Source organism: Buttiauxella sp. WJP83, from assembly GCF_027594725.1.
GTDB lineage: Bacteria > Pseudomonadota > Gammaproteobacteria > Enterobacterales > Enterobacteriaceae > Buttiauxella > Buttiauxella selenatireducens.
Genome location: NZ_CP110080.1, coordinates 3475933 through 3499612 on the forward strand (window position 1 = coordinate 3475933; position 23680 = coordinate 3499612).

19 protein-coding genes are annotated in these 23680 nt (G+C 50.3%); 3 read left to right on the forward strand and 16 right to left on the reverse strand.

Annotation, left to right across the window (positions count from 1 at the left end; all coding sequences use genetic code 11):
- Positions 1-54 precede the first annotated feature (54 nt).
- Positions 55-1305: an extracellular solute-binding protein gene (locus OH773_RS16110; protein ID WP_270139955.1), complete on the reverse strand. Its 1251-nt coding sequence runs from the start codon at positions 1303-1305 to the stop codon at positions 55-57.
- Positions 1306-1728: 423 nt separating this feature from the next.
- Here OH773_RS16110 and OH773_RS16115 point away from each other — a divergent pair, with 423 nt between their 5' ends.
- The gene (locus OH773_RS16115) at positions 1729-2901 is read left to right on the forward strand and encodes an ROK family transcriptional regulator (protein ID WP_270145909.1); all 1173 of its coding nucleotides are present in this window, start codon (positions 1729-1731) and stop codon (positions 2899-2901) included.
- Positions 2902-2978: 77 nt separating this feature from the next.
- On the opposite strand, the gene OH773_RS16120 is transcribed toward OH773_RS16115, so the two are convergent.
- The 8 genes from OH773_RS16120 to OH773_RS16155 form a co-directional block, all read right to left on the reverse strand.
- Positions 2979-3443 carry an SgcJ/EcaC family oxidoreductase gene (locus OH773_RS16120; protein WP_183271195.1) on the reverse strand — a complete coding sequence of 155 codons (465 nt, stop codon included), beginning with the start codon at positions 3441-3443 and terminating at the stop codon, positions 2979-2981.
- Positions 3444-3817: 374 nt separating this feature from the next.
- Positions 3818-6052, reverse strand: coding sequence for a M48 family metalloprotease (locus tag OH773_RS16125; RefSeq protein ID WP_270139957.1), 2235 nt, complete (start codon positions 6050-6052; stop codon positions 3818-3820).
- 3 nt (positions 6053-6055) lie between these two features.
- A complete protein-coding gene (locus OH773_RS16130) occupies positions 6056-6505 on the reverse strand; it encodes a hypothetical protein (protein ID WP_270139959.1) in 450 nt (149 codons plus the stop codon).
- A 215-nt stretch (positions 6506-6720) separates the two neighbouring features.
- The gene (locus tag OH773_RS16135) at positions 6721-7146 is read right to left on the reverse strand and encodes an ion channel (protein ID WP_270139961.1); all 426 of its coding nucleotides are present in this window, start codon (positions 7144-7146) and stop codon (positions 6721-6723) included.
- Position 7147: 1 nt separating this feature from the next.
- Entirely contained in the window at positions 7148-8170 is a 1023-nt protein-coding gene (locus OH773_RS16140) for a DUF2955 domain-containing protein (RefSeq protein ID WP_270139963.1), read from the reverse strand.
- Between the two features lie 11 nt (positions 8171-8181).
- Positions 8182-9276 carry an HlyD family secretion protein gene (locus OH773_RS16145; protein ID WP_270139965.1) on the reverse strand — a complete coding sequence of 365 codons (1095 nt, stop codon included), beginning with the start codon at positions 9274-9276 and terminating at the stop codon, positions 8182-8184.
- Complete coding sequence (locus OH773_RS16150; protein WP_333482169.1) at positions 9273-10820, reverse strand: TolC family protein; 1548 nt, start codon at positions 10818-10820, stop codon at positions 9273-9275. The genes OH773_RS16145 and OH773_RS16150 overlap by 4 nt, the downstream gene beginning before the upstream one ends.
- Entirely contained in the window at positions 10786-11901 is a 1116-nt protein-coding gene (locus OH773_RS16155; protein ID WP_333482182.1) for an AI-2E family transporter, read from the reverse strand. Before OH773_RS16155 ends, OH773_RS16150 begins: the two co-directional genes overlap by 35 nt.
- Positions 11902-12827: 926 nt before the next feature.
- On the opposite strand from OH773_RS16155, the gene yahO reads away from it, so the two are divergent.
- Together yahO and OH773_RS16165 are read left to right on the forward strand one after the other, a co-directional pair.
- A complete protein-coding gene (gene yahO, locus OH773_RS16160) occupies positions 12828-13106 on the forward strand; it encodes a DUF1471 family periplasmic protein YahO (RefSeq protein WP_270139969.1) in 279 nt (92 codons plus the stop codon).
- A 162-nt stretch (positions 13107-13268) separates the two neighbouring features.
- On the forward strand, positions 13269-14729 hold the full coding sequence (locus OH773_RS16165; RefSeq protein ID WP_270139971.1) for a TrkH family potassium uptake protein: 1461 nt from the start codon (positions 13269-13271) through the stop codon (positions 14727-14729).
- A 47-nt stretch (positions 14730-14776) separates the two neighbouring features.
- Here the strand turns inward: OH773_RS16165 and OH773_RS16170 are convergent, their stop codons facing one another.
- The 7 genes from OH773_RS16170 to OH773_RS16200 form a co-directional block, all read right to left on the reverse strand.
- The gene (locus OH773_RS16170; protein ID WP_270139973.1) at positions 14777-16165 is read right to left on the reverse strand and encodes an amidohydrolase family protein; all 1389 of its coding nucleotides are present in this window, start codon (positions 16163-16165) and stop codon (positions 14777-14779) included.
- Positions 16166-16177: 12 nt separating this feature from the next.
- Positions 16178-17131, reverse strand: a complete 954-nt coding sequence (locus OH773_RS16175) for a carbamate kinase family protein (RefSeq protein WP_270139975.1) — start codon at positions 17129-17131, stop codon at positions 16178-16180.
- A gap of 184 nt (positions 17132-17315) precedes the next feature.
- Positions 17316-18863, reverse strand: a complete 1548-nt coding sequence (locus OH773_RS16180; protein ID WP_270139977.1) for a xanthine permease — start codon at positions 18861-18863, stop codon at positions 17316-17318.
- 11 nt (positions 18864-18874) lie between these two features.
- The gene (locus OH773_RS16185) at positions 18875-20287 is read right to left on the reverse strand and encodes a DUF1116 domain-containing protein (protein WP_270139979.1); all 1413 of its coding nucleotides are present in this window, start codon (positions 20285-20287) and stop codon (positions 18875-18877) included.
- Positions 20284-21834 carry an acyl-CoA synthetase FdrA gene (fdrA, locus tag OH773_RS16190; RefSeq protein WP_270139981.1) on the reverse strand — a complete coding sequence of 517 codons (1551 nt, stop codon included), beginning with the start codon at positions 21832-21834 and terminating at the stop codon, positions 20284-20286. Before fdrA ends, OH773_RS16185 begins: the two co-directional genes overlap by 4 nt.
- A complete protein-coding gene (locus tag OH773_RS16195; RefSeq protein WP_270139983.1) occupies positions 21812-22576 on the reverse strand; it encodes a DUF2877 domain-containing protein in 765 nt (254 codons plus the stop codon). The genes fdrA and OH773_RS16195 overlap by 23 nt, the downstream gene beginning before the upstream one ends.
- Positions 22577-22740: 164 nt before the next feature.
- Positions 22741-23346 carry an ankyrin repeat domain-containing protein gene (locus OH773_RS16200; protein WP_270139985.1) on the reverse strand — a complete coding sequence of 202 codons (606 nt, stop codon included), beginning with the start codon at positions 23344-23346 and terminating at the stop codon, positions 22741-22743.
- Positions 23347-23680 lie beyond the last annotated feature (334 nt).

Here is a 23680-nt window from a genome sequence, read left to right on the forward strand (position 1 = left end):
TAATTCCTTGCCCGTCATCGTTCATCCATGACGGGCGTGTTGGCTTTTAAAAACCTAACGTAAACGATCGGCGGCGGCTGTTGCGGCTTCCATCCCCTCTTTCGCCGGGGTTTTCCCCTGCAAAACGGCCTGGATGTTTTGCTGCAATATATTCGACAAACGGGAGTAATCCGCCGTCACCGGACGAGAGAGCATCACGTTCAACGAGGTTTTCGCAGCGGCAATCAGCGGCTCCTGGCCTTTCTGTACGGCCGGATCGTCATAAGACGATTTCCAGATTGGCAGGCTCAGTTTGGCGTATTTGTCCTGAACCGGCTGCGAGGTCATATAGCTGATGTATTCCCACGCCTGATCCGGGTGTGCGCTGGCTTTGGCGATGCCCAAGCCCATCGAACCGTTCACGCCAGATGCACCGCCTGCGGTTTCACTTGGTGCTGGGATCACGCCAACATCACCCGCGACTTTGCTTTGTTTCGGGTCGTTTGCCATGTTGTACATGTACGTCCAGTTCAATGCGAAAGCCGCATCACCGTTGGAGAAGGACTTACGCACGTCCTCTTCCAGATATTCACGGGAGTTCGGGTTGGTCAGCCCTTTATCCAGCGTCTGTTTCATGTAATCGATCGCTTTCATTGAACCCGCATTGGTGAAGTTCAGCTTACCGTCTTGATAGAACTCACCTTTAAACGCCGACACCAGCGTAGTGTAGTCGCACAACAACGCTTCAGACTGCGACCAACTCCAGACCAGCGGGTATTTCACAATGCCTTTTTCTTTCAGGATCGCAGACTGTTTCTCAACATCAGCCCAGGTGGCGGGCGGTGTAGTGATCCCCGCTTTTGCCAGCATCGCTTTGTTGTAATACAGATATTTAGTATCCAGGATCCACGGCATACCCCAACGTTTGTCTTTGTAGGTCACGGTTCCGATCGCGCCGTCAAAAATTTTGCTGCTTACATCGGCCGGGATACGGGTCGTCACGTCCTGCAACAGGCCAAACTTGTTGAATTCCGCAGGCCAAATGGCGTCAAAAAGCACCACGTCATAACCTTTGTCTCCCGCCCCTCGTGCCGCGACAATCTTGTCGTGCAGAGCTTCGTATGGGACAAACTCCAGATTCACTTTGATATCAGGATGCTGTTTGGTGAAATCGGCGGTCATCGCGCGGATATCGGCTTCGCTGTAGGCGGCCTGAGTCATAAACAGCGCACTGAGCGTGGTTTCAGCAAGCGCGCTGGCGGTGTATCCCATCGTGAGTACAGAGAGGGCGCACAGGGTGGCCGCAGGGGTAAATCGTAGGCTCATCGTCATTCTCCGAAACAGGGTTAAGTTGATTAAATCAATTTGATTGCTTTAATTGACTAAAAAAAATGGCCCGGCCTTGAAGCCAGCCCTGCATCCCTGCCGAATGATGTATTGCTACTGGAGTGGTAAAAGCAAAATCGAAAAGCTTCATAATGAATAGTAACTGGCGAACATCATTAACATGGCAATAACATTCAAAGCTGTGATGCCACCGTCAAATTCAATTCATCGTATTTCTACCCTAAATAATTCGAGTTGCAGGTAGGCGGCCAGGGAGCAAATCCCCAGGAGCTTACTTAAGTAAGTGACTGGGGTTTGTGAGTGCAGCCAACACCCCTGCAGCTTGAAGTATGACGGGTATATAAAATCAATTTGATTGCTATATTACTGACATGGTTTCCCCCCACTGGATACATGGCCGTGATAACCACTTCTGGCACCAATCTTGAACACGCCCGCGCCCACAATCGTCGGGTCGTCATTGAAGCTATCCGCCTCAACGGGGAACTCACCCGTGCTGAAATCGCGCGACTCACGTCACTCACGCCCCAAACGGTGTCCAACATCGCAACCGAACTCGAACAGGTGGGCATTTTGTCCTCACACCTGCCGCGTCGTGCGGGCGGACGTGGCCAACCCGCAACACCGCTGACACTCAATCCTGATAGCGCCTATTCCATCGGCATCCATCTTGATCATCAATCGCTGCTGGTTGTGCTGGTCGATCTCACCGGGCAAGTCCGCTTTCGCAAACTTGTCCATGTGCAGAAACCTCAGCCAGAACCCACGCTTGCCCTTATCGATCACATACAGCAAGAAATGCGCCAACAGGTGAAAATCGACTGGCGAAAAATATTAGGCGTCGGTGTTGTCATGCCCGGCCCCTTTGGAGTTGAGGGTATCTCCTCACAAGGGCCAACCACGCTCCACGGCTGGGATAATGTCGATATCGAAGCGCGTTTAAGTGCGTTAACCGGGTGGCCGGTGACGCTAGAAAATGACGCCACGGTCGCCGCCATTGGCGAACGTTTTCACGGTGTCGCCAGGCAATTATCCTCATTCGTTTATCTGTATATCGGCACGGGCCTGGGGGCGGGGATCTTTACCGATGGGCGGATTTACACCGGGCATGCACACAATGCGGGCGAAATCGGCCATATGGTGGTGCAACCGGGCGGCCGTGACTGCTATTGCGGGAATAAAGGCTGCCTGGAACGCTATGTATCGTTACAGGCGGCGTACGAAGCCTGTGATCTCGACCCGATGACGGCCATGCCTGAAGATTTATTGAATGTCGATGAAACGCAAATCGAGAGTTGGCTGGATACCGCCATCGAACCCGCATGCCAGGCGATTAATATTATGGAGTGTGTGTTCGATGCGCAGTGCGTGATTATCGGGGGGATGATGCCGCAACCGCTGGTTGAAAAGCTGATTAACCGTCTGACACCATTGTATAATTCCGTGCGCAGCCGGTATCCGAAAACAGCCAGAATTCGCATTGGCATGTCCGGCAGCGACACGCCCGCATTAGGGGCAGCCGCACTACCGATATTCGATGAATTTAACCCGCAATATGAAGTTCTGCTGAAATAGCGGCGCGGAATAACCAGGATATATAAATATGCGGGGAGCGGTGACAATCCGCCCGCCCCCAGCAACGTTTCTGTCTATCACCCCTCTGGCATAGCCGAAGAATGGTGTGTCGAGATTTTCCACTCTTTGCCATCCCACGCGTAGGTGAAGGTATAACGCGCAGAAACAGTCGACTTATCGGCGAAAGTAAACGTGTAGGTACCGGTATCTATCGCCTTATTACAGCCCAGGCGAATGGTACGAGTGTCTATTTTCCCGGTCGGTTTTTTCGCGAGGAAGTGCTCAAAATAATCAATGCGTTCCGCGTCAGTTAAACGCGCCTGGTTAGAGACTGTGGGCAGCAAAACCGCATCGCTGAGGTAGTTTTCAGAAACCGTCTTCGCATTCCCCGTTTTCAGAGACTCGTTCCACTTATCAAACAAACCTTCAATTTGAGCTTTATCGACCTTCACACATTCGGGCGCAGGTGTGGATGCTGGTGCAGCAAAGACAGAACCGGAAAGTAGCGTGAGCGAAACGGCAAAACCAATGAGTTTATTCATTTTAATGATTCCACTATGAATTCACTGAATAGAATTAGCTGCATGCACTTAATGTGATAATTAGAGAAACCAAGAAGGAGAAAATATTTAATACGATGAAATAATTATGAAGTTTAGAATTATCGCCACATGTACTGCTTACTGATTTCTTCTCTATTGTAGTTCAGCATTCGCTCACCTGCTCCCGGCGCTCATAATCACCGGCAAGCGGATTTGCCACTGTGTAACGGCGGCGTGATGTTTGACGTTAAACACGGCGGTTCCCAGCCCGTCACTGAACAAGACTCAACCACTGGGCACCTGCCGGAAACACTATCATGCGTCAACATTCAGCCTGGCCTACTGAATGTTGACGCTATATCTAATCTTTTGGTTTAGCTAAAATTATTCATCCGGCCTAAATAATTCCATTCCCCTTTTTGCCCTTCAAACCAGATCCACATTTGTTTACATCCCTGGTCCGGAATAAATATTCTAAACTGCGGGTTTGGGCTTTGCGTGACGACTGTGCCAGAACATCCTTTGACGATTGTCTTCCCGACTTCTGTAAATTTCGTTGTCATAACCGAGCCGGGATAAATCTCACTCCATGTTCCATTACCGGCTCTTTGCCATGTTCGGATTCCTTTATTGAGGCCAGATGTATAATCAAACTGAAATGCCGTAACAGGTTTAGACTTTGTTACTACCACGACAGGATTAATCCATCGATACACATAGTTAACGGCTTTAAAAGTAAATATGCAAAGTACACCAAAACCCAACACGACAAGCGCTAATGTTATTCCCGAGAGGTTGCGCCTCTCTGTATGCAGGAAATTCACAAACCGATAAGCACTTCTAGCAACCGGCCGTTCTATTTTCCGAATAAATCTCACTCGATGATTAAATTCCTTTTTATAGGGTTTATCCGTATACATTACTTTTGCGTTATCTAATCCATATGGCATACGTCTATTGTTACTTCTTGCAGGTAATGGTACCAGTGCGAAAATAACCAACAGTAATAAAATAACCGAGGGGGTAAGCGCTAACATTGCAGGCAAAGCTTTGATTCCTTCATCTTTTAACGCACTCACTCCCGGAAAAATTAAATCACTCAAATCAAAATAAAACTGCCTGATCTGGATTGAGAATCCAGCATAGTAAAATGCGGCACCCGCAAGAGTTGATATCAAGAAATAAATGACAAACCAAAGAGTGACGAGATAAGCCACTCTCCAAAAAGCAGATTTAACTTTAACCCTCATATAAAGAAAAGAGGCAACAACACCGCTAAACAAAGCGATTGAAAAATAGCAAGAAAACATAATCAACAAAGGTAAAACCTCAGATAAAACCCCAGAGACACCTTCTATCTCCCCTCTATAAATATCTCTAATAAACCCTGTTTTTACAAAAATGGAGACCAGACACCCAGCTAAAGAAACAATAAAGAGAAGAATCATTTTACTAAATATAGAAGGGAGTTTAACCCCTTTGTAAATCAAGGATGAAGAGACTCTATTAATATGGTTCATAACCACCATTGAAATAACAACTATTAACACACCGGTACCTACAGTAAAGTAAAGATCACTCACAATATCATCGATGTTTTTAGACATAGAATCTAAATCATTAACATTAAGATATGATGTAATAAACTCAAATAAGTTATCTGAAACAAGAGATGCCGCACTGATAATTATGAATGATAAAGAAAATACCAGGCCGTAGTTGACTTTTACCCAAAGATACCCACTGGCTAAATTTTCTTTTCTACTTTCAGAACCCGGATGGAAAGAAAATAACTGATACTTCTTGGCTTTGCTTTGAGACAAGCGTTCGATAATACTTTTCCTGTACCCTGTCTGCGCAGCCAGTTCATCAGTAAGTAACTCCCTGACACGGATAAAATGGCGAGCAATCAATGTGACCGCAATAATAAACATTACATTATAAAGTATATTAAACAATGATTGTGGTATTGCTTTTAAAAAGTAACTAACATATGGAGTGAGATGTCCTTGCAACACAAATGAATAATCTAACCATATCCCCCAATAATGAACTTCAGCAGTAATAATTTTCAACAAACTGAGAGAGATAAATGCATAAGTAAAATTAAGAAGGTAAGTAATATACCAGGCATCTTTTCTGAAAATATGTGCACATTCATGCGCCACCACACCAGAAATATCTTCACCTTTGTTAAAAGACATCAGCAAACCTTTTTCAAGGACAATGTAGGGCCTGAATAAGTTGTACTGATAAAAAGCATTTCTACCCATCGTTGAGGTAGTAAGAATACGGATATTTTTGGCAGTGAGGTTTCTGCAAACACCCTCGCAAAATTTATTTATTGCTCGCTCATCCATCGGAAGTGGACACACACCATATTTAATGTTGCGACTAACATTTCTGTATATCCCAATGGCAAGTGATAAGACAATAAGTATGCAAACATCATAAACACCTGAAGCAGCGACTTTATCATCTATGATGATTTGATGAAATAATACAAATGGTCCATAGCCATAGTAAAAAATCAAACACATGATCAAAATTAATAAATTAACACCAACTTTTGTTTCATCATAGAATGAGAGAGGATCAATTCTGTCCATACTTTACCTCGATTCAGCCAGGTATAGTTTAACAATAATTGCATTAGCAATTACTTCGGCCGTCTCCCGCGAAATTTTATTTTTCAGGCAATAAGAAAAAACCAACTTCCTCACTTCATCCGGTGAGTGATTGATTTTATACTCTACATTCTTAGAGTTAGAATGACTGTCTTTAAAGTATTCTTTTAATTTATCCAGACTTATTGACACCATCTTCTCAAGAAATACAGGCGCAATGATCCCGAGAACATACTTGATAATAAAAAACAGTTGCTGCGAGGTATATTGCAATACCTCTCCGGAATCGAAAGCCCCAGGAAGTTCTTCCATATCCTTCATATCATGAGAATTATAGACGATCTCGCTGAGATATTTTTTCTCGGTGGGGTCTACATCATCCAAAGCAATCGACACAATATCCCAGGCTAATAAATCTTTTGAATTGATATTCATAACACCCTCGCGCAAACCATAGTCTGAATCAACAAGCGATAGCAGAATGAGAGTCAAACTCAGACAAATTGAGTTAACTACAAGTATAGTTTGAGCGAAAATGGCGCATCTAATAAAAAAAGATTATTTTCCCTTATTCACTAATGATTTTATTTGAAGCCTCGACGAAGAGGGTTTCTTCATCGAGGCTTCAATGACAAACTTCACCCATTGAATTACTTAATCTGCCCAAGCTGCTTGCGGATATGATGCTGCAACACCGCCAGCATGCTGGCACCCGACAGACCAATCATCAGCGCGCCATTCACCGCTTCCAGTGGGCCCAGCAGTTTCCACTGAGGACTCATGACGATGTCGCCATAACCCAGCGTGGCGAAGTTAACGCCTGAGTGGTAAACGGCTTCCTTCAGCGTGGAGAACTCCCCCAGCCACAGGAACAACATTCCCCAAAGCAAAATCTGTAGCAGGTTGCCAATCAGAACAATCATGATGATACCGAAAAGTGCCAGCACCCCTGCAAACATCCCTTCTCGTTGGTGAAAGCGTTTGATGTAAAAACGAATACAGCCGATAGACACCCACGACTGCAACAGCATATTTATCAGGATGACCGGCATCCCCGTCAGAAAAACCAGCAACATATTACTCTCCAGGGGTGGCTTCCACCGCGGGCTGGCCACTCGGGTGCCAGCGTTCAATAATCACAACACATGCCCAACCATAGAGGGCAACCGCAACATATAAAGAACAACGCATAGCTGATGCCAACCAGACGTCTTTACCCGCAGCACTATCCTGAATCGCCGGGCCAAACAAAATGAGACAAGTAACCCAGGCATTACTCCAGAAAGAAGGCGTGAACCGGTTCGCCACCAGCCGCACCATCCGTCGGCCAACCCACAGGCTGACCAGTGCCAGCCACAGCACCAGCATCAGTAGCGATGGCCAGATACTCAACCCGAACCACATCACCACCGCCAGTACTGCTCCCATCAGCGTCGAAAACACCAGCTCTCGCCCCACCTGCTTTGCGGCCAGCGTGTTGGTTTGCTGCGCCAGCATCACGGTCTTCATTACCGCCGGGATATAGAAAGCGGGGTTGCTCAAGGCCAGAAGCCAGACCGGTAACACAATCAGTACCGCGCGTAAGGCCAATTGGTGTGGAGAGTCAGGTGAAAGCGACACTTTCGCCGCCGCAGCCGGTGTGGGATGCGGAGGAAAGATCGCCAGTGCAAACCGGTTAACCACCGTACCGATAATAATGCCGAGGCCCATCATTTGAGCGATGCCGATGGCGAGTGATTGTTCGATAAGACCGGCAATCGGAATAATGGTAACTGCGGTTATCAGCAGCATCGCCTGAGTGCCTTTTCCCGCCAACCCCATCAACATCAGCAGATAAAGCAGCAAGCCGGTGAACAGCAGTGCAGGCAGCGGATAATGCGTCAGTAAGGGCACCATTAGCACGCCACCAATCATGGTCCCCATCAATACGATGCCAACCACGATCCCTTTTTTGATCGGTAACGGTTTGCCCTGACACAGCACAATCCAGGCCATGATGCACCCCAGATGGGGCATCGGTAGCGCGAGTCCAAAACAGACCAGCGCCGCAATGGCTGTTCCGAAGCCTATCCTCAGTACCGCGCGATCTCCGTTATGCATGGTGCAGCACCTTAGTAGATATACGAGAACAGGCTCATCAACCGGATGTAGATGCTACCTAAAAAGCTCATCAGGCCACTGCCGTTCGCGTACACCAGCACATCAGCTTGCCCACCCACCCGCAAACCTTCGGCTGGGGGGAAGTCATCTTTAGAAAACGCAATTTTCACGGGGAAACGCTGCGCCTGACGCAACCAATCGCGGTTATTGTCGACCGTTGGCAGCACGCCCGCAGGCTGGCTTTGGGAGGCACTGATGCCATAACCGATACTGCGCACCTGCCCTGTGAAGATATGGCCAGGCATGCTGTCGAGGAGAATAGCCACCTCAGCACCTGGCTTCACGTTGCCAATGTTGTTCTCGGTCATGTCTGCGCTAATCCAGACATCGTTAATCGCCACCAGCGTCATCACCGGTGCGCCTGCCCCGAGGAACTGGCCAATATCAGTGCGCAAATCCGTTACCAGGCCACGGTTGGTGGCCACGACGACGGTATTTTGCCTGTCCAACTCGGCCTTCTTCACTGCTGAACGCGCACTCAACAGTTGTGAGTTGTTTTCACCCGCAAGGCCTGCCGCTTCAGTGGCACGGCGTACATCCGCCGCGGCGGCGGCCATCGAGCTACGCGCGGTTTCACGTGTGGCTTGCGCTACTTCAAGACGACGCACTGAAATCGTACCAGGGTCTTCCCGATACAGACGCTCCTGGCGTTCAGCATCTTTAGCCGCATTCTGGTAAGCGGCTGTCGCCGCCTGCAAACCGGCTTTGGCGGCAACAATCGTTTCAGAGTTTGCCTTGACCGAACTCAGAACCGTTTCATAATCCGAACGCGCTTTTGACAGTGCGATGTCGTAAGGCTCTGGATCCAGTTCGAACAACCGATCGCCAGGTTCTACCCGTTGATTGTCCTTCACATACACTTTCTGGATCTGGCCTGAGACTTCTGCGGATATTGGGATCACAAATGCCTGAATTCTGGCCTGAGAGGTATAGGGCGTGAGCCTGTCGGCCGCTAAATACCAGCAGAGCAGTAAAACGATCACGGCGAGGAGCGTTAACACGCCGCGACGACTGGCTTTTCCCGCCGGGGATGAGGGTTCGGTCATTGCTGTTTACCTTCTTTAAGATCGGTTGCTGCTGGCAGAGGAGCATCAAGCAACGGGATCCAGTCATCCCGCTCACGTAAATGGGCATCGGTTTCTTTGTCTACCAACGGACGCTGACGCCCTTTCTCCCAGCCACCACCCAGTGCTTTGTAGAGCGTAATCAGATCGCGCATCAGTGCGCCACGGCTGTTCACCAGACGCTCCTGTTGATTGAACAGCGCTCTTTGCGAATCCAGTACACGCTGGAAGTCAGCCATCCCCTCGCGATATTGCGTATTGGCAATATCCAGAGAACGGTTAGCCGCCTCCCCGGTTTGGGTCAGCAACTCGATTTCATCTTTGCCATTGGCGTAAGCAGTGGCCGCATCATCAACTTCACGCGCGGCCTGGAACACGGCATCCCGATAGCGTTCATGCAGTTGCAGGAATCGAGCGTCTTGTACCAGCACCTGATTACCGAGCCGCCCTTGATCGAGCAGATTCCAACTGAAGGTCGGCCCGGCGGCCCAGGATAACGAGTTGCTGCCGCCATTGCGTCCGCTGATCCCGACGCTGCCGATAAGCGAAATTGAAGGATAGAGTTCGGCTTCTGCGACACCAATAAGTGCCGACTGAGCAGCCAGCTGGCGTTCGGCGACGCGCACATCAGGCCGACGGCGTAACAAGTCGGCGGGCAGCTCTGACACCAGCGACAAATTGCCTTGCGGGAGCTCACCTGTATTCGTCGCCATTTCTGGCAGCGGGCCGGGTTTTCGTGCCAGCAGTACACTCAACGCGTTCTGGCTCTGGCGAAGACTGGTTTCAAGCTGAGGGATACTGGAGAGCGTCGACAAGTATTGGGTTTTCGCTTGTTGCACATCCAGTTCGGCACTGTTGCCGCTCAGGAACAGTTTCTCTGTGATCTCGAGGCTGCGTCGCTGAATTTTGGCGTTGCTGCGCGTGATATCCAGGCGCGCTTCTAGCGTGCGGATACTCACATAAATCTGCGCCACCTGTGCAGCCATCAGCACTTGAATATCATCGTACTGAGCAAGCGTTGCGAAGTAACTCGCATCGGCGGATTCAACACCGCGCTGGAATTTGCCCCAAAAATCAATTTCCCAGCCCAGATTGAAGCCTGCGCCATAGTTGGTGCTTGAAATGTAACGGTTATCACGGTGCTGGCCGCCAGTAATCACCTCACCACTTCCGATGGTTGCCTGCGGGCCAAGTAAGCTCTCAGCAATCCCCAGTTGGGCGCGTGATTCCAACAGACGCAGCCCCGCAATCTTCACGTCAGGGTTTTTGCGTAAGGCTTCATTGATAAGCGCCGTCAGCGTGGGATCGTTGAGTTGAATCCACCACTGGTCGTAGTTTTGCGAGGATGTCCGGGAAGAGATGCCCTGGGTGGTTGGCTGCCACTGGGTCATTTCCGGAACGTTTGGGGCCTTATAATCAGGCCCCAGAACCGTACATGCGGACAAGACCAGGCAGGCGCCCCCTGTTAACAGGAAGCGCCCAAAATGACTGTCATTGAGCATCTTTTCCGCTCGCCGCCAGGCCATCTGGACCCTGGTTTACCCAGGCCATGAAGATACGATAACCGATGGAAAGCAACGTCGCCCCGACGAACATACCCAGAATACCGCTGGCTGCCATGCCGCCCAGCGCACCTAACAGCACCACAGGCATCGGCGCATCGACACCGCGTCCCAGCAGCAAAGGTTTCAGCACGTTATCGGCCATACCCGCAATCAGCAGCAGCACGGTAAAGACCACATTCATCACCATACCGTGATCGCCATTCATCCACATAAGGGCAATAGCCGGAGCCGTGACCAGGATAACCGGTACCTGAGCGATACCCAGAATCAGCGCCAAAACAAAGAAGATACCCACCGCAGGAATACCCGCAATGGCCATGACAACCCCAGCCAACAGTGCCTGAATGAAGGCGACCCCGATAACCCCCATCGCAACGGCACGGATAGTACCGGTACACAGTTTGGTCAACGCAAGGCCACGTTGTGTATCAGTGATGCGTATGGCAATGCGATCGGCGCTCAAGGCACCCGCTGCACCCCAGGCCATCATGATTCCAGCCACGATGAAAGAGAAGACAAAACCAAGCAATCCCCCGCCCATACTCGCCAGCACACCCACAACCTGTTTAGCGATATCCCCCAGTTGTGGGCGATAGCTGCTGATGAGGCCAGGTAAGTCAGTCGAAGCCTTGAGCCACAAAACGTACACTTTCCCACCCACTACCGGGATCGACGCGATGTGAGCAGCAGGTGCAGGGATAACCAGGTTATCGCTGCTGACTTTTTCCACAAGGCTGCTTACGCTGTCACCCAAAGAGGTGATCATGGCGATGGTTGGCAGCACGATTAAGACAATGCCGAGCAGCACCAGAGCCGTGGCAGCCCAACCTTGTTTGCCTCCCATTCTGGACGCGAAACGCTGATGTAACGGATACAGTGTGACCGCCAAAATAAGCGCCCACAGCAACATATTCATGAAAGGTGAAAGGACGGTAAAACAGAAAGACCCTAGCCCCAGGATAAGAACAAGCTTGATGAACATATCCAGAAATCTGGCAACCAGTCTTTTCTCGACGACGGTGGATAGTTCGTTATTTTCCATGATGAGGTTATTCCAATTAATAGTGACCACGTAGTTATCCTGACCTGGCACAATAAAGGCAGGCCAGCTAATAGCTGGTATTGCATTAAAATAGGCGAGCGATTATTACAGTAATAGGAATGTACTCAATACTCATTGAATTCACTCCACTATTTCCATGATAGAACAAACAGGCACACTTGCAAAGAATGGGCAGCACGGAGAGAATGAATAGTTTAATACATTTATATAAACACAATATACCGCATAACAATGCTGCAATTGTATTTATAAATGGTATTTATAACTACATCAATGGCAATTAATCAGAATTAAAATCTGTAAAAGGTCATTTTTTACTGACATGTGTTATGTAAGCAGTTGTAATGCTTTTAACCAGAAGAAATACCCCTAAATAATGAGAGAGATAGCATTAACGGCCCAGCACTGGCCTGGGTTATATGCCACGTAGCACCTGAAGACTTCGTACTTTGGGATTATAAAAATGGCTAAATCCTACAAAGCCAAACGATAGAATCACTTACATCATTCAGTTAGCACGGTAATTAATCATTACCTTTAAAGTGCAATAAAACACAATGCATTTTTTATTTTTAAATAAACAAAAATAAACTGGAATAAATTTAATTTACTATTCAGACATCAATCACAGCAATGATAATAAACAGAGTCGAACTGATTTATTTTTAGTGATGGGCCTCTCTTTCCAAATCCACCCTACAACAGTTTTCCTATGACCGGTTAGCGTCCCGCTCACAAAGTCATCAGAAACTAACTTGTCGACTCCTGACAACTCAACAGCATTTAGCAGCATCCATTCGTTTATTTTTAAACAATAAAAAACTGGCAAAACTCAAAAACTGGACCATAGTCAATAGCGTAGGGATCGCATTGTATTTTCCACAACCAATAAAATGAGGTTTGTCATGAAAATAGCGCAAGTCATTATTGCAACATTAGCTTTGGGCGCAGTCTCTTTTAGCGCCATGTCCGCTGAGTTGCTGACTAAGGAAGCGTATAACAGCCATAAAGATGAGTATGTAAAAATCGGCACTATCACTACCAGCGGTGAAACGGCACCTAGTGATGCCAAAGCTGAGCTATCCAAAAAAGCTGATGAGTTGGGTGGCAAGTTTTACGTTGTGACGTCTGCTGATACCGAGAATAAAATTCACGGCACAGCCGATGTGTACAACAAGAAGTAAGCGCTGAACTGATTAACTGAAATGGGCAACTTGCGCGTTGCCCATTAGTCTATTTTCCCGTATCCCTCCATAGCAGACCACTTTCCCCACCCAAGTACCCTATACTTTGCCATCCGCACTTGATTGAAATACCTGAACAACACAGGTATCTGGGTTTATCTGATGTATATATCAACCCGTTTTAGAATCGTGATTCACCTCTGCGCTTTCTTGGTGGTGCTCTACAGCTTGACCATGATCCCTCCCATGGTGCTGGCATTAATCGAGAAAGATCGCAGCCTGTTTGGTTTTTTTTATACGTTTATCATCACTTTTTCCCTTGGCGGGATAGGCTGGGCTGTTACCGGGCGCACAAATATTCAGCTTGAAACGCGCGATGGATTTATCATCATCGTCTTGTTTTGGCTGCTCTTTTCGCTTATCAGTGCGATGCCGCTCTGGCTTGATGACAGCTACAATGTGTCACTTGCCGATGCCATATTTGAAGGCGTTTCGGGCATTACGACCACCGGAGCCTCGGTTTTTAACGACGTCTCAGGCCTGCCAAAATCGATTCTCTATTACCGCGCACAGCTAAATTTTGTTGGCGGGTTAGGCGTTATCGTGCTGGCCGTCGCGGTGCTCCCTCTGCTTGGCATTGGGGGGATGAAACTGTATCAATCTGAAATGCCGGGGCCATTTAAAGAAGAGCGCCTCACCCCACGCCTTGCCGATACCGCGAAAAGCCTGTGGCTGACTTACTTGCTGCTGGGTGCCGCCTGTACGCTGGCGTTCTGGCTGGCGGGCATGCCTTTCTTTGATTCGATTTGCCACGGCCTTTCTACTGTTTCACTTGGCGGGTTTTCGACCCGTACAGAGAGCATTGGCTTTTACGACAGCTACGCGATTGAACTGGTAGCTGGGGGGTTTTCGTTACTCTCGGCGATCAACTTCACGCTCTATTTTGTGGCTCTGTCACGCCGCAGTTTTAAACCGTTTATCAAGAGTGCAGAACTGCGATTCTTCCTGTTGGTCGCAAGCATCGTCATTCTGATTATCACCCTCGAAGTCTGGCGCGCAGGAATGTACTCCCTGCCCGCATCGTTTGTGCATGCCTTTTTCCTCACCAGCTCGATGATCACCGATAACGGCCTGGCCACGGCTGATTACGCCTCCTGGCCGGTACACACCATCGTTCTACTGTTGTCGGCCAGTTTCTTTGGCGGCTGTGTGGGGTCAACCTGCGGGGGGATTAAAGCGCTCCGTTTCCTGGTGTTATTTAAGCAAAGCCGCCATGAAGTACATCAACTGGCGCATCCGCGCGCCATTATGAGTATTCGTGTGGGCAACTCGCCGGTTAACGACCGGGTATTGCGCTCGGTGTGGAGCTTCTTCTTCCTCTACGTCGTTTGCACCTGCTTTTTTATCTGGATGCTCAATCTACAGGGATATGACCTGTTGACCTCATTTGCCACCGTCGCGGCTTGTATCAACAATATGGGGTTGGGATTTGGGGAAACGGCCGCAGGATTTGGCACGCTGAGCGATAGCGCAAAATATCTGATGTGCGCCGCCATGCTATTAGGGCGACTGGAGATTTATCCGGTATTGATTCTGTTATCAAGAACGTTCTGGCGTAGTTAACTGGCTGGCAATCATCCTGCCCTTTTTACCGGGCAGGATGTTTCTCTTTACACGCTAAGCTCGCCCCAAACCAAATTGCCTTTATGGAAGGTGGCCGTACGTGGCGAGATACGCGCGACGGCTTCGGCAGAACACGATGCATCCACCAGCACGAAGCTCGCTTCATCCTGCGCTTTTGGCCACACGCGTTCGCCCTTGTCGTTAAGCGGCAGCACGTTGCCAGTGGCAATCGCCAGCGATCGGGAAAGGTTCTCTTCACTCACGCGCATATAAAGCTGCGCATACAGGTTAGCTTTCTCCAGCATGTCGCCCAAACCATACGGCGACCAGTGGTCGATAACGCTGTCGGTGCCGGTCATCACAAACACGCCCTTTTCTTGCAACTGCTTGAGTGGCATATGCATGGTGCCAATCGGCACCGTAGACGCGATGGTGATTTGTTGCGCGGCCATACGCGTGGCAATAGCGTCCACTTCTTTTTCGTTCATCATGGCCAGCGCAAAAGCGTGGCTAATGGTCAGCTTGCCCTTCAGCTCCGGGGTTTTCTCAACGGTTTCCACCATGTAATTAACGGCGGCAATACCCGCAGGGCTGGTTTCATGCAGGTGAATATCCACGCCTTTTTTGTAGTCGATAGCAATCTGGAACATGGTATCTAACGATTTTTCCATCGCGCCGTCGACGTTAGTCGGATCCAGTCCACCTACGTAATGAGCGCCCGCTTGCATCGCGTCACGCATCAACGCCACCGAGTTTGAATGCAGCAAACCATGTTGTGGGAACGCCACAATTTCACAGCTAAAACCGGCTTTGCGGCGCTCTAACACGGCTTGCAGGTTTTCCAGATTTTTCAGCCCGGACACCGGCTCTACGTTGCAGTGGCTGCGCGCGATGGTCGAGCCTTTCGACTGAATCAAATCAATCAGTTTTTCTGCGCGTTCCTGGGTGACCGGTTGCAGTTCCGGCAACAGTTTTTGCTCAAGGGCAATCATATCCAGGATGGTGGTGCCTGCCGGACGTGAATGCACGCGCCACGGCCCACCGTAAAACGTTTTATCCAGATGAATGTGCATGTCACGCATCGCGGGGAGCAGCAGTTTGCCCGACGCATCATAGTGTGGCAGCGTGGCGTCTGGATGCTGTTTATTTGCGAGCAATGCCGCAATAACGCCGTCTTTAATTTCCAGCGTTTTCAGTTCGGTTTCCGTTCCCACGACATTCTGCCCGTCGCGCACAAACCCTGCTTCCAGCAGAACGTTGTCGAGGTAATAATGCGATTCTTTAATGGCACTCATGCGGTTATCGGTCTCACAAACGGTGGCTGCGGGTTTTGCAGCATACGCCATTGAACCGGTGGCACCAAAAAGTGCGCAGGCCGCAGCCACTTTTGTCCCACCGCTTAAAAACTCGCGACGGCTTTTTTCTGCATTATTCATCGATTTCTCCCGCTATTCAGCATTAACGATATGAGTCCCGGTTTCGCCACGCAGTGCGGCGGGTAATTTTTCCGGTGTGGTGATAATGACGCGCTTGCCGCCGTTACGCAGGAACGCAAGGCTGGCGGTGATTTTCGGCAGCATGCTTCCCGGTGGGAAATGCCCCTGCGCGCTAAATTGTGCCATTTGCTCGACCGTCACTTCGTCGAGGGCTCGCTGTTCTGGCTTGCCAAAGTGAATACACACTTTCTCAACGCCGGTAGTGATGACCAAAATATCCGCCTTCACTTCGCGGGCCAGCAGCGCGGTCGAGAGATCTTTATCGATAACCGCATCCACACTTTGATAGTCGCCCTCTCCGGTGCGGATCACAGGAATGCCTCCGCCGCCTGCGCCAATCACCACAAAACCTTGTTTGATAAGCGCACTAATGGCATCGGCTTCAACAATGCGTTGAGGTTCCGGTGAGGCCACCACCCGGCGGTATCCGCGCCCAGAGTCTTCGACAAACTGCCAGTCAGGGTGCGCGATTTTCAGCGCTTCACACTGCTGAATGCTGAAGAACGCGCCAATCGGTTTAGTGGGATGGGCAAAGTTCGGATCGTTGGGGTCCACTTCCACTTGCGTAATCACGGTGACCGCTTTTTTATCGCCCTGTTTCCCCAGGCGATTATTAAGCGCCTGTTGAATCAAATAACCGATGCCGCCCTGGGTATCTGCCACGCAGTTTGCCAGCGGGGTGAGCGGCAGCCCTTCTTTCTCATGGGCGATTTCCGCACGGCGCAAATCTAAGCCCACTTGCGGGCCATTGCCGTGCGTCAGCACAATGTCGTAATCCGACGAGAGCATTTCCAGCACCGTCTGAGCGACTTCTTTTACTGCCACTTGTTGATGTTCAACCGACTGGCTGGCGTTGTCTTTGATGATGCTATTGCCGCCGATGGCGACGACTACGAGTTGTTTCATGTGTTATGCCTTGTAGGGTTAGTCGCCCTCACCCCGGCCCTCTCCCCCAGGAGAGGGAGAACACCGGACAATCCCCTCTCCCCCAGGAGAGGGAGAACGCCGGACAGTCCCCTCTCCCCCAGGAGAGGGAGAACGCCGGACAGTCCCCTCTCCCAGGGGAGAGGGTTAGGGTGAGGGGAGAAAATTAGCTATCAGAAACCGGCGTCACGGCAGTCGCCGCCGCTTCACGTCGGTCCAACACATGCTTCACCACAAACATTGCGCCCATCATCAAATACGCAGTGACGAACATCAGCGAACTGCCCTGCGCAATGCCGACCATCGGCGCGTGGATCACGCCAAACAGAGCCAGCAACGCACCAACTGCCGCCGCAATCGCGCCACGTAACGGTTTGTTGATAATGGCGAAGATAGCCACGCAGCCCCACAACATACTGGCCAGCGGCGCGCCGTTACCCAAATGCACCAACCCTTGATAAAACACGCCTTTGTGAGCCAGCGCTTCCGGGCCGATTTTCGCCGCCGACGTTCCTGCGGCTGCCATCACGCTATTCACCATGGTCAGCGCCCAGTTGGCTATCCACGGGAACAGGCAGATAAAGATAACTGGTACCTCAATTTTCGGCGTTTCGCGCACCACCTGGTTGGCGGTGACCACACCGATAAACACCAGAATCGGCACAATCGCGGTCATCGGAATAATGGCGAGCATGAACGCCCCCAACCCGAACAACGGCACGATAAACATCGTCACGCCTGACGCCAGCGTATAACCGATACTTGCGCCCATTGCTTTCCAGCCTGCGTGACCGACATACACCGTGACCGGGAACGGGTTCCCCATCAGACAACCGAGCGTTGACGCCAGCCCGTTGGTCAGCATCACTTTACGCGTGTTGTATTCATCCCCTGCGGCGTGAGCACTTTCGATGTTTTCCAGGTCGAAAATGTAGTTCGCCAGGCCCAACGGCACTGCGGATGCGAGGTAAGGCAGCGCATGTGGCAAGCCTTGCAGGAAGCTATCAACATGAATCGATGGCGGGTTAAACCCGAACGATGACATTGACGCTTTGATGGCTTCCGGACTTTGCAGACCTGAAATCCAGGCCAGCGCCGTACCGGCAACCAGCAGCAACAAACCGGTCGGAATGCGGGCAAAAATAGGCTTTTTGCCAAACCAGTTAATGAAGATAAGCAACAGCACGATGAATGAAACCGTTGGTGCTTCGAAAGCCTGCAACATCGGGTTCATAGCCAGTAGCAACAGACCCAGACCAGACAGACACGACAGCAACACGGTACGCGGGATCATCTTGCGGATGGTTTCGCCAAGGAACGAACCGCCCACCAGAATCATCGCTTCAACAAAGCACCACACCAGGCCAATCTGAATCGCAAACTCGGCATCGCCCGTTTGCTGATAAACCGGCATCAGCACCAAAAATGTCACGGTAAAAATCGACGGCGCGCTGGGTCCGGACGGCAGCGCGGTGACGTCTTTTCGCCCTGTCTCTTTTGCCAGTTGCAAACCAAACCATGCGTAGCACACGCTTGCGACCAGTACCGCCAGCCCGAAGGCTGGCGCAATACGTCCATAAACAATTTCTGTCGGAATACCCACCACAAAAATGAGCAACCCCATCATGGTCAGCAAGTTGGTCAGGTTGTTAGTCATTAACCCGAAATACGCTGCCCAGTCACCACGTTTCCACTCCAGCTTGATGCTATTCATTGCTGTGTCCCTCAGAAAGAGTAACGCCCGCTAAAGGCGAGCAGAGCCTTCTCAAAACATTCAAACGGCGGATGCACAATCCCGGCGCCAATCATGCCAATACCCGCATCTTTGTGGGCAATGGCCGTGTTGATCACCGGCAAAATGCCGCTGTCGCCGACGCGCGTGATATCAATGGCGGTCGGGATCCCCATAAACGACAGCAACGGAATCGTGACGTTAGGGTTTTCGCCGAGGGTTATCTCGCGCATCTGGCGCGAAAAATCGATGGCTTCATCCACGGTGCCGCCCACTAGTGCGACAATCGCCGGTGCCGTCGCCATGGCGAAACCGCCAATGCCGTAGGTTTCGGTTATCGCGCTATCACCGATATCCAGGCCGGAATCTGCGGGCTTGTAACCGGCAAACATCGGGCCGATAACCTGCTGCGCCGGGCCGGTAAACCAGTGGCCTGGCAAGCCGCTCACGCGCAAACCGAACTCCACACCGTTACGCGCCATGGTGGTGACGACGGTGCTGTACTCGATGCCGTGCGCCGCATCCATCGCCGCTTTACACATTGCCATCCACGTTGGGCCGGAGAAGTAGTCGCTGCTGGCGACAAAATCGAATACCTCTTTTTGTTGCGCCACGGTGAAGTTGGTCTGGATAATCCACGGCGTCAGTGCCTGAATCAACAACGTCGTGCCCGCATTGTTACGGTTGTGACACTCGTCGCCCATATGCAGCGCTTGCGCCAGCATCAGACGTAAATCGATCTCTCCAGCGAGCTTCATCGCATCGCGCAGCATTGGGCCAAGCACATCGCGCATCCAGATAAGACGGTCGATCACGCTCTGGTCGTTGGCACCCATGCGCAGGATCTTCGCCATCTGCTCGCTAAGGTTGGTGTAAGCGCGGTTGCCGTAGGTTTTGTTCTCGACGATATGCATAAACATCGAAGCGGAAGTCACGCCCGCCATCGAGCCTACGCAGTCGTGTTCGTGGCAAGGTGAGAAGATAATTTCGCCCGATGCGGCAAGCTCTGCGGCGTCTTCCAGGTTTGCGGCAAGCCCTTCAAAGACTAACGCGCCGGTAACCGCGCCTTTCATCGCGCCGCACATTTTTTCCCAGGCAACCGGAGGCCCGGCGTGCAAAATCGTATTGCGGGTCATGCCCGGCACCACGTTGATCGCCTGGTCATAGCCGATCAGCACAGGATGGGACTGGATGATGCGCTCAACGGCAAGCTTGTTGGCCGCCGCCACTTTTTCCGCAAGCCCTGGGGCTGCAATGGCATCCAATGACTTAACCACGTCTAAATTGCCCTGCCCCGGCGGCGTCCAGTCCAGTTGAGTCACGGGGATGTTCTGCTTTTTCAAATCGTCGCTAAACATCGCAATACCGACGTTAATCACGTTCAGCGGTTGGTTGAACAAACTCATTGTGCATTCTCCTTGCAGACAAACTCACGTGCCAGCAGACCGGTGTTGGTGCTACTGCTTGCCCAAATCACGCCCGCATCCGTCAGCATCTGGCACTGCTGGGCAAGTGAAGGGGTGTCCAAATCCGTACCCAGGACGTAACCCAAAATCTCCAGATGACGCCCATCGCGTGCAGCAATGGCTTTCGCTTCTTTGATGGCATCAAGCATCACGCCAACAGGGTCTTCATGCGAGCCGTAACCCAGCACGAAATCCATCGCAATCACGCCGACTTCAGGATCACGCGCTTCTTGCAACAGGCGGCTGATGCGGTTGGTTGGATCAATCATCGGGTGCGGTTTGCCGTTGGTGAAATCGTCGTCACCAAAATCCAGGAAGGTGTGGGCAATGCTGACATTGACGTCTTTGAGGCGATATTCCGGGTTTGGCTGGATATTGCTGTAAACGTCCGGGTATTTTTCCAGTGCGGCAAACATCGCTTCGTCGCACAGCGTACCGCCGCAGAACAGCGCACGAATGTACTTCTGTTCAGGCTTCAGACGGGCACGAACTTCTTCGATAAGCGGCCAGTTAAGCGGGTGGAGATCCAGAGATTCCTTTTTAATACCTGTGAGCAACACGGCTTTTAGCGCGGCTTCTTTAGTGGCACGGGCAAACTGTAAGCCCGGTTCATCTGCGCGTGTCTCTTTTGTCCCGAGGAAGCAGACAACAACTGGCTTGCGGCAAGCCTGCGCACGCTCCAGCACTTTACGCGCGACGCTTTCAGCTGGCGGTTTTGAGACCAGCACAATCACTTCGGTTTGTGCGTCATCTTCCAGCATCTGAATCGCATCCAGCATCATGATGCCGCCGATTTTCTCGCTTAAATCACGTCCGCCTGTGCCGATAAGCTGAGAAACACCCCCGCCAAACTCGTGAATACGCACGCTGAGTTCCTGGCTGCCGGTTCCCGACGCGCCCACGATACCGATAGATCCGCGACGCACCGCATTGCCAAAGCACAACGCCGCGCCATTGATAATCGCGGTGCCGCAATCTGGCCCCATCATCAGCAAGCCTTTGCTGTGCGCGAGTTGTTTAAGTGCCAGTTCATCCTCAAGGGAGACGTTGTCGGAAAACAGCATCACGTTGAGATTGTTTTCCAGCGCCTGGCGCGCTTCGCGGGCAGCAAATGCGCCGTTAACAGAAATCACCGCTAGGTTGCTTTCAGGCACGTTGTGGCTTGCGCTGGCAAGCGTTGCGTATCGTGCTTCGTGGCGCGAACCACCGTTGTCTTTTCGCGTGAACAACCCTTCGATGGCCTCAAGTGTGGCCTCGTTTGCTGCGTCGCTGGCACCTTTGACAACGATCATCAGATCGCCATTGTTGGCCTGTTCGAGCTCATCGTTTAACAAGCCAAGGTTTTTCAGCACGCCTTTGTTCATCTCGGTGGCCATCGCCACAAACGCCTGTTCAACCCCTTCCAGCTGGTTAGCTTTGGTTGAGATGGACATCAGTGAGACAGAATCAAAATAGGTATTCTTTTTAATCACAATCCTGGTTGACATGATTTCCTCCGTCATATCGGGTCAACGCGAAGGCATCTGCCATGCCGCAAAGCATGTCACAACCTGAACTTGACCCTATTTTTTTAATTTCATTAATAAACTGCTGAATATTTTGTTGTTCGCCGTTCAGTGCGTGATAAATAAAATTATGGATACTTTCACGAAAGCGTTGATCAATAGCTTCCCGCAGCGTAATGGCACTGAGAAGCGTGGTTTTATTCCTGGCTCGTGCTAATACAGAAATAAATAACGAGCGATATTTATTGGCCGGATGCCCGTTAATAAATAACACCGCACTTAATCCGGCAAGATAATCATCGCCCGTCGGCGTTAACCCAATACCTAACCCCAGCAACGCGGTCATTTCATTTTCAATAGCAATACAATTATCTTCCCGTAGCGCTAAAATAAGTTTCGCCCGGTGTAATTGCAGCAAGCGACTCATTTCCTGATGAAAAATATTATTGCCCTGAAAATAAAATAATGACGAACTGTGCATCACGCTGGCCAGGGTGATTTGCGCCAGATTTTGCCAGTCAATTTCTTGTCTACGTTGTGGGCTCAAATAAAGTGCATCGGGTTGCCAGCGTGTAGCGTGTGATAAATCAATGCGTTTATCGTTGCCAATATCAATGCCGTTACTGTGAAAATTTACCCGCTCACCGGGTCGGAATAGGTCCTGACAATGCTCAAGTGCTAAACGGCAGCTGTTCGGTGCGTTATCACAATGGGTGCTGAGCAAGGTGACAATCTGTTGCCTGTCAGGGAGGTGAATATTCACCGCCCTTGAAAACACCTGCTCAACATAACCGTTTGTAAAAGATGAATTTAAAAACGCACTATCTGCCGTTATAGCCAGGAAGCACTGCCGCTCAATCGTGCCTGCGATAGTGCATCTCCTGTGTTTTACGCACCGGCGTTTACCAGCAATTCAGCAATCTCGTGATAGCCTTTATCCCGCGCAAGCGTCAGCGGAGATTTGCCGTATTTGTCGGTCATATGCGGATTCGCACCATGGTCCAGCAGCAGTTTGACGATCTCTTGCTGCTTAGGGCCACCGTCATTAAGCACGATGGCTTCCAGCAGCGGCGTCCAGCCCACAAAGTTTGTGTGATTGACGTTTATTTCCGTGCGCGTCACTAATTCACGCACAATCTCGACGTGACCTTTTTCGCTGGCAGGAGTAATTCCAACACCACCAAAACGTGATAAAACATTCAGATCAGGATTTGCCGGTAATATCAGGCGCAATAAGGTGAGATCGTTATTCAGGCAACTCAGTAGAAAAGGATTAAAGCAAGTTTCATCTTGTTTATTAATATCAGCACCGGCTGCGATTAAATAATCGATGCAATCATATTTTTGGTGCAAACTGGCGAGTGTAATTGCGGTGCGCCCCTGGCGATTAGTGGCATTAATATCCACGCCATCATTAAGGCATTGTTTTAGGTTTTCTAGTTGCCCTTGTTCGGCTGCATTTAGAAATTCTGCAATGAGTTCTTTCTGAGACATATCCATACTCCCAACCTTTGCTATTTCCGATGAACTGAGAATAGCAACACTCTGGCGTTATTAACATCCGTTTAAAAATCATTCATCGTTAATGACAGCATTGTTGAATAGAATTCAACAATGTGGGTAAAATGTGCTTCAGCGCAATGTTTTACCTATGATAAAACCGTTTTCACCACACTTTAGTACCGACTACCCAAGATAGGGCTAGCCCTTGTCGGCAGCGGGGAAAACAGGATTCAAGAAGTGTGATACTCTTCAAATCAGTTGTAACGGCAGTGTTAAATATGGTTCAAGGCTGGATGGTGGATCATAAGGAATACAAATACATTCA

Bases quoted from the DNA above. Each gene is read 5' to 3' on its own strand.
- OH773_RS16120 (WP_183271195.1), bottom strand. From the start codon at position 3,443: ATGAATAAACTCATTGGTTTTGCCGTTTCGCTCACGCTACTTTCCGGT.
- OH773_RS16165 (WP_270139971.1), top strand. From the start codon at position 13,269: ATGTATATATCAACCCGTTTTAGAATCGTGATTCACCTCTGCGCTTTC.
- yahO (WP_270139969.1), top strand. From the start codon at position 12,828: ATGAAAATAGCGCAAGTCATTATTGCAACATTAGCTTTGGGCGCAGTC.
- OH773_RS16145 (WP_270139965.1), bottom strand. From the start codon at position 9,276: ATGACCGAACCCTCATCCCCGGCGGGAAAAGCCAGTCGTCGCGGCGTG.
- OH773_RS16150 (WP_333482169.1), bottom strand. From the start codon at position 10,820: ATGGCCTGGCGGCGAGCGGAAAAGATGCTCAATGACAGTCATTTTGGG.
- fdrA (WP_270139981.1), bottom strand. From the start codon at position 21,834: ATGTCAACCAGGATTGTGATTAAAAAGAATACCTATTTTGATTCTGTC.
- OH773_RS16200 (WP_270139985.1), bottom strand. From the start codon at position 23,346: ATGTCTCAGAAAGAACTCATTGCAGAATTTCTAAATGCAGCCGAACAA.
- OH773_RS16125 (WP_270139957.1), bottom strand. From the start codon at position 6,052: ATGGACAGAATTGATCCTCTCTCATTCTATGATGAAACAAAAGTTGGT.
- OH773_RS16130 (WP_270139959.1), bottom strand. From the start codon at position 6,505: ATGAATATCAATTCAAAAGATTTATTAGCCTGGGATATTGTGTCGATT.
- OH773_RS16175 (WP_270139975.1), bottom strand. From the start codon at position 17,131: ATGAAACAACTCGTAGTCGTCGCCATCGGCGGCAATAGCATCATCAAA.
- OH773_RS16135 (WP_270139961.1), bottom strand. From the start codon at position 7,146: ATGTTGCTGGTTTTTCTGACGGGGATGCCGGTCATCCTGATAAATATG.
- OH773_RS16180 (WP_270139977.1), bottom strand. From the start codon at position 18,863: ATGAATAGCATCAAGCTGGAGTGGAAACGTGGTGACTGGGCAGCGTAT.
- OH773_RS16185 (WP_270139979.1), bottom strand. From the start codon at position 20,287: ATGAGTTTGTTCAACCAACCGCTGAACGTGATTAACGTCGGTATTGCG.
- OH773_RS16170 (WP_270139973.1), bottom strand. From the start codon at position 16,165: ATGAATAATGCAGAAAAAAGCCGTCGCGAGTTTTTAAGCGGTGGGACA.
- OH773_RS16140 (WP_270139963.1), bottom strand. From the start codon at position 8,170: ATGCATAACGGAGATCGCGCGGTACTGAGGATAGGCTTCGGAACAGCC.
- OH773_RS16155 (WP_333482182.1), bottom strand. From the start codon at position 11,901: ATGGAAAATAACGAACTATCCACCGTCGTCGAGAAAAGACTGGTTGCC.
- OH773_RS16110 (WP_270139955.1), bottom strand. From the start codon at position 1,305: ATGAGCCTACGATTTACCCCTGCGGCCACCCTGTGCGCCCTCTCTGTA.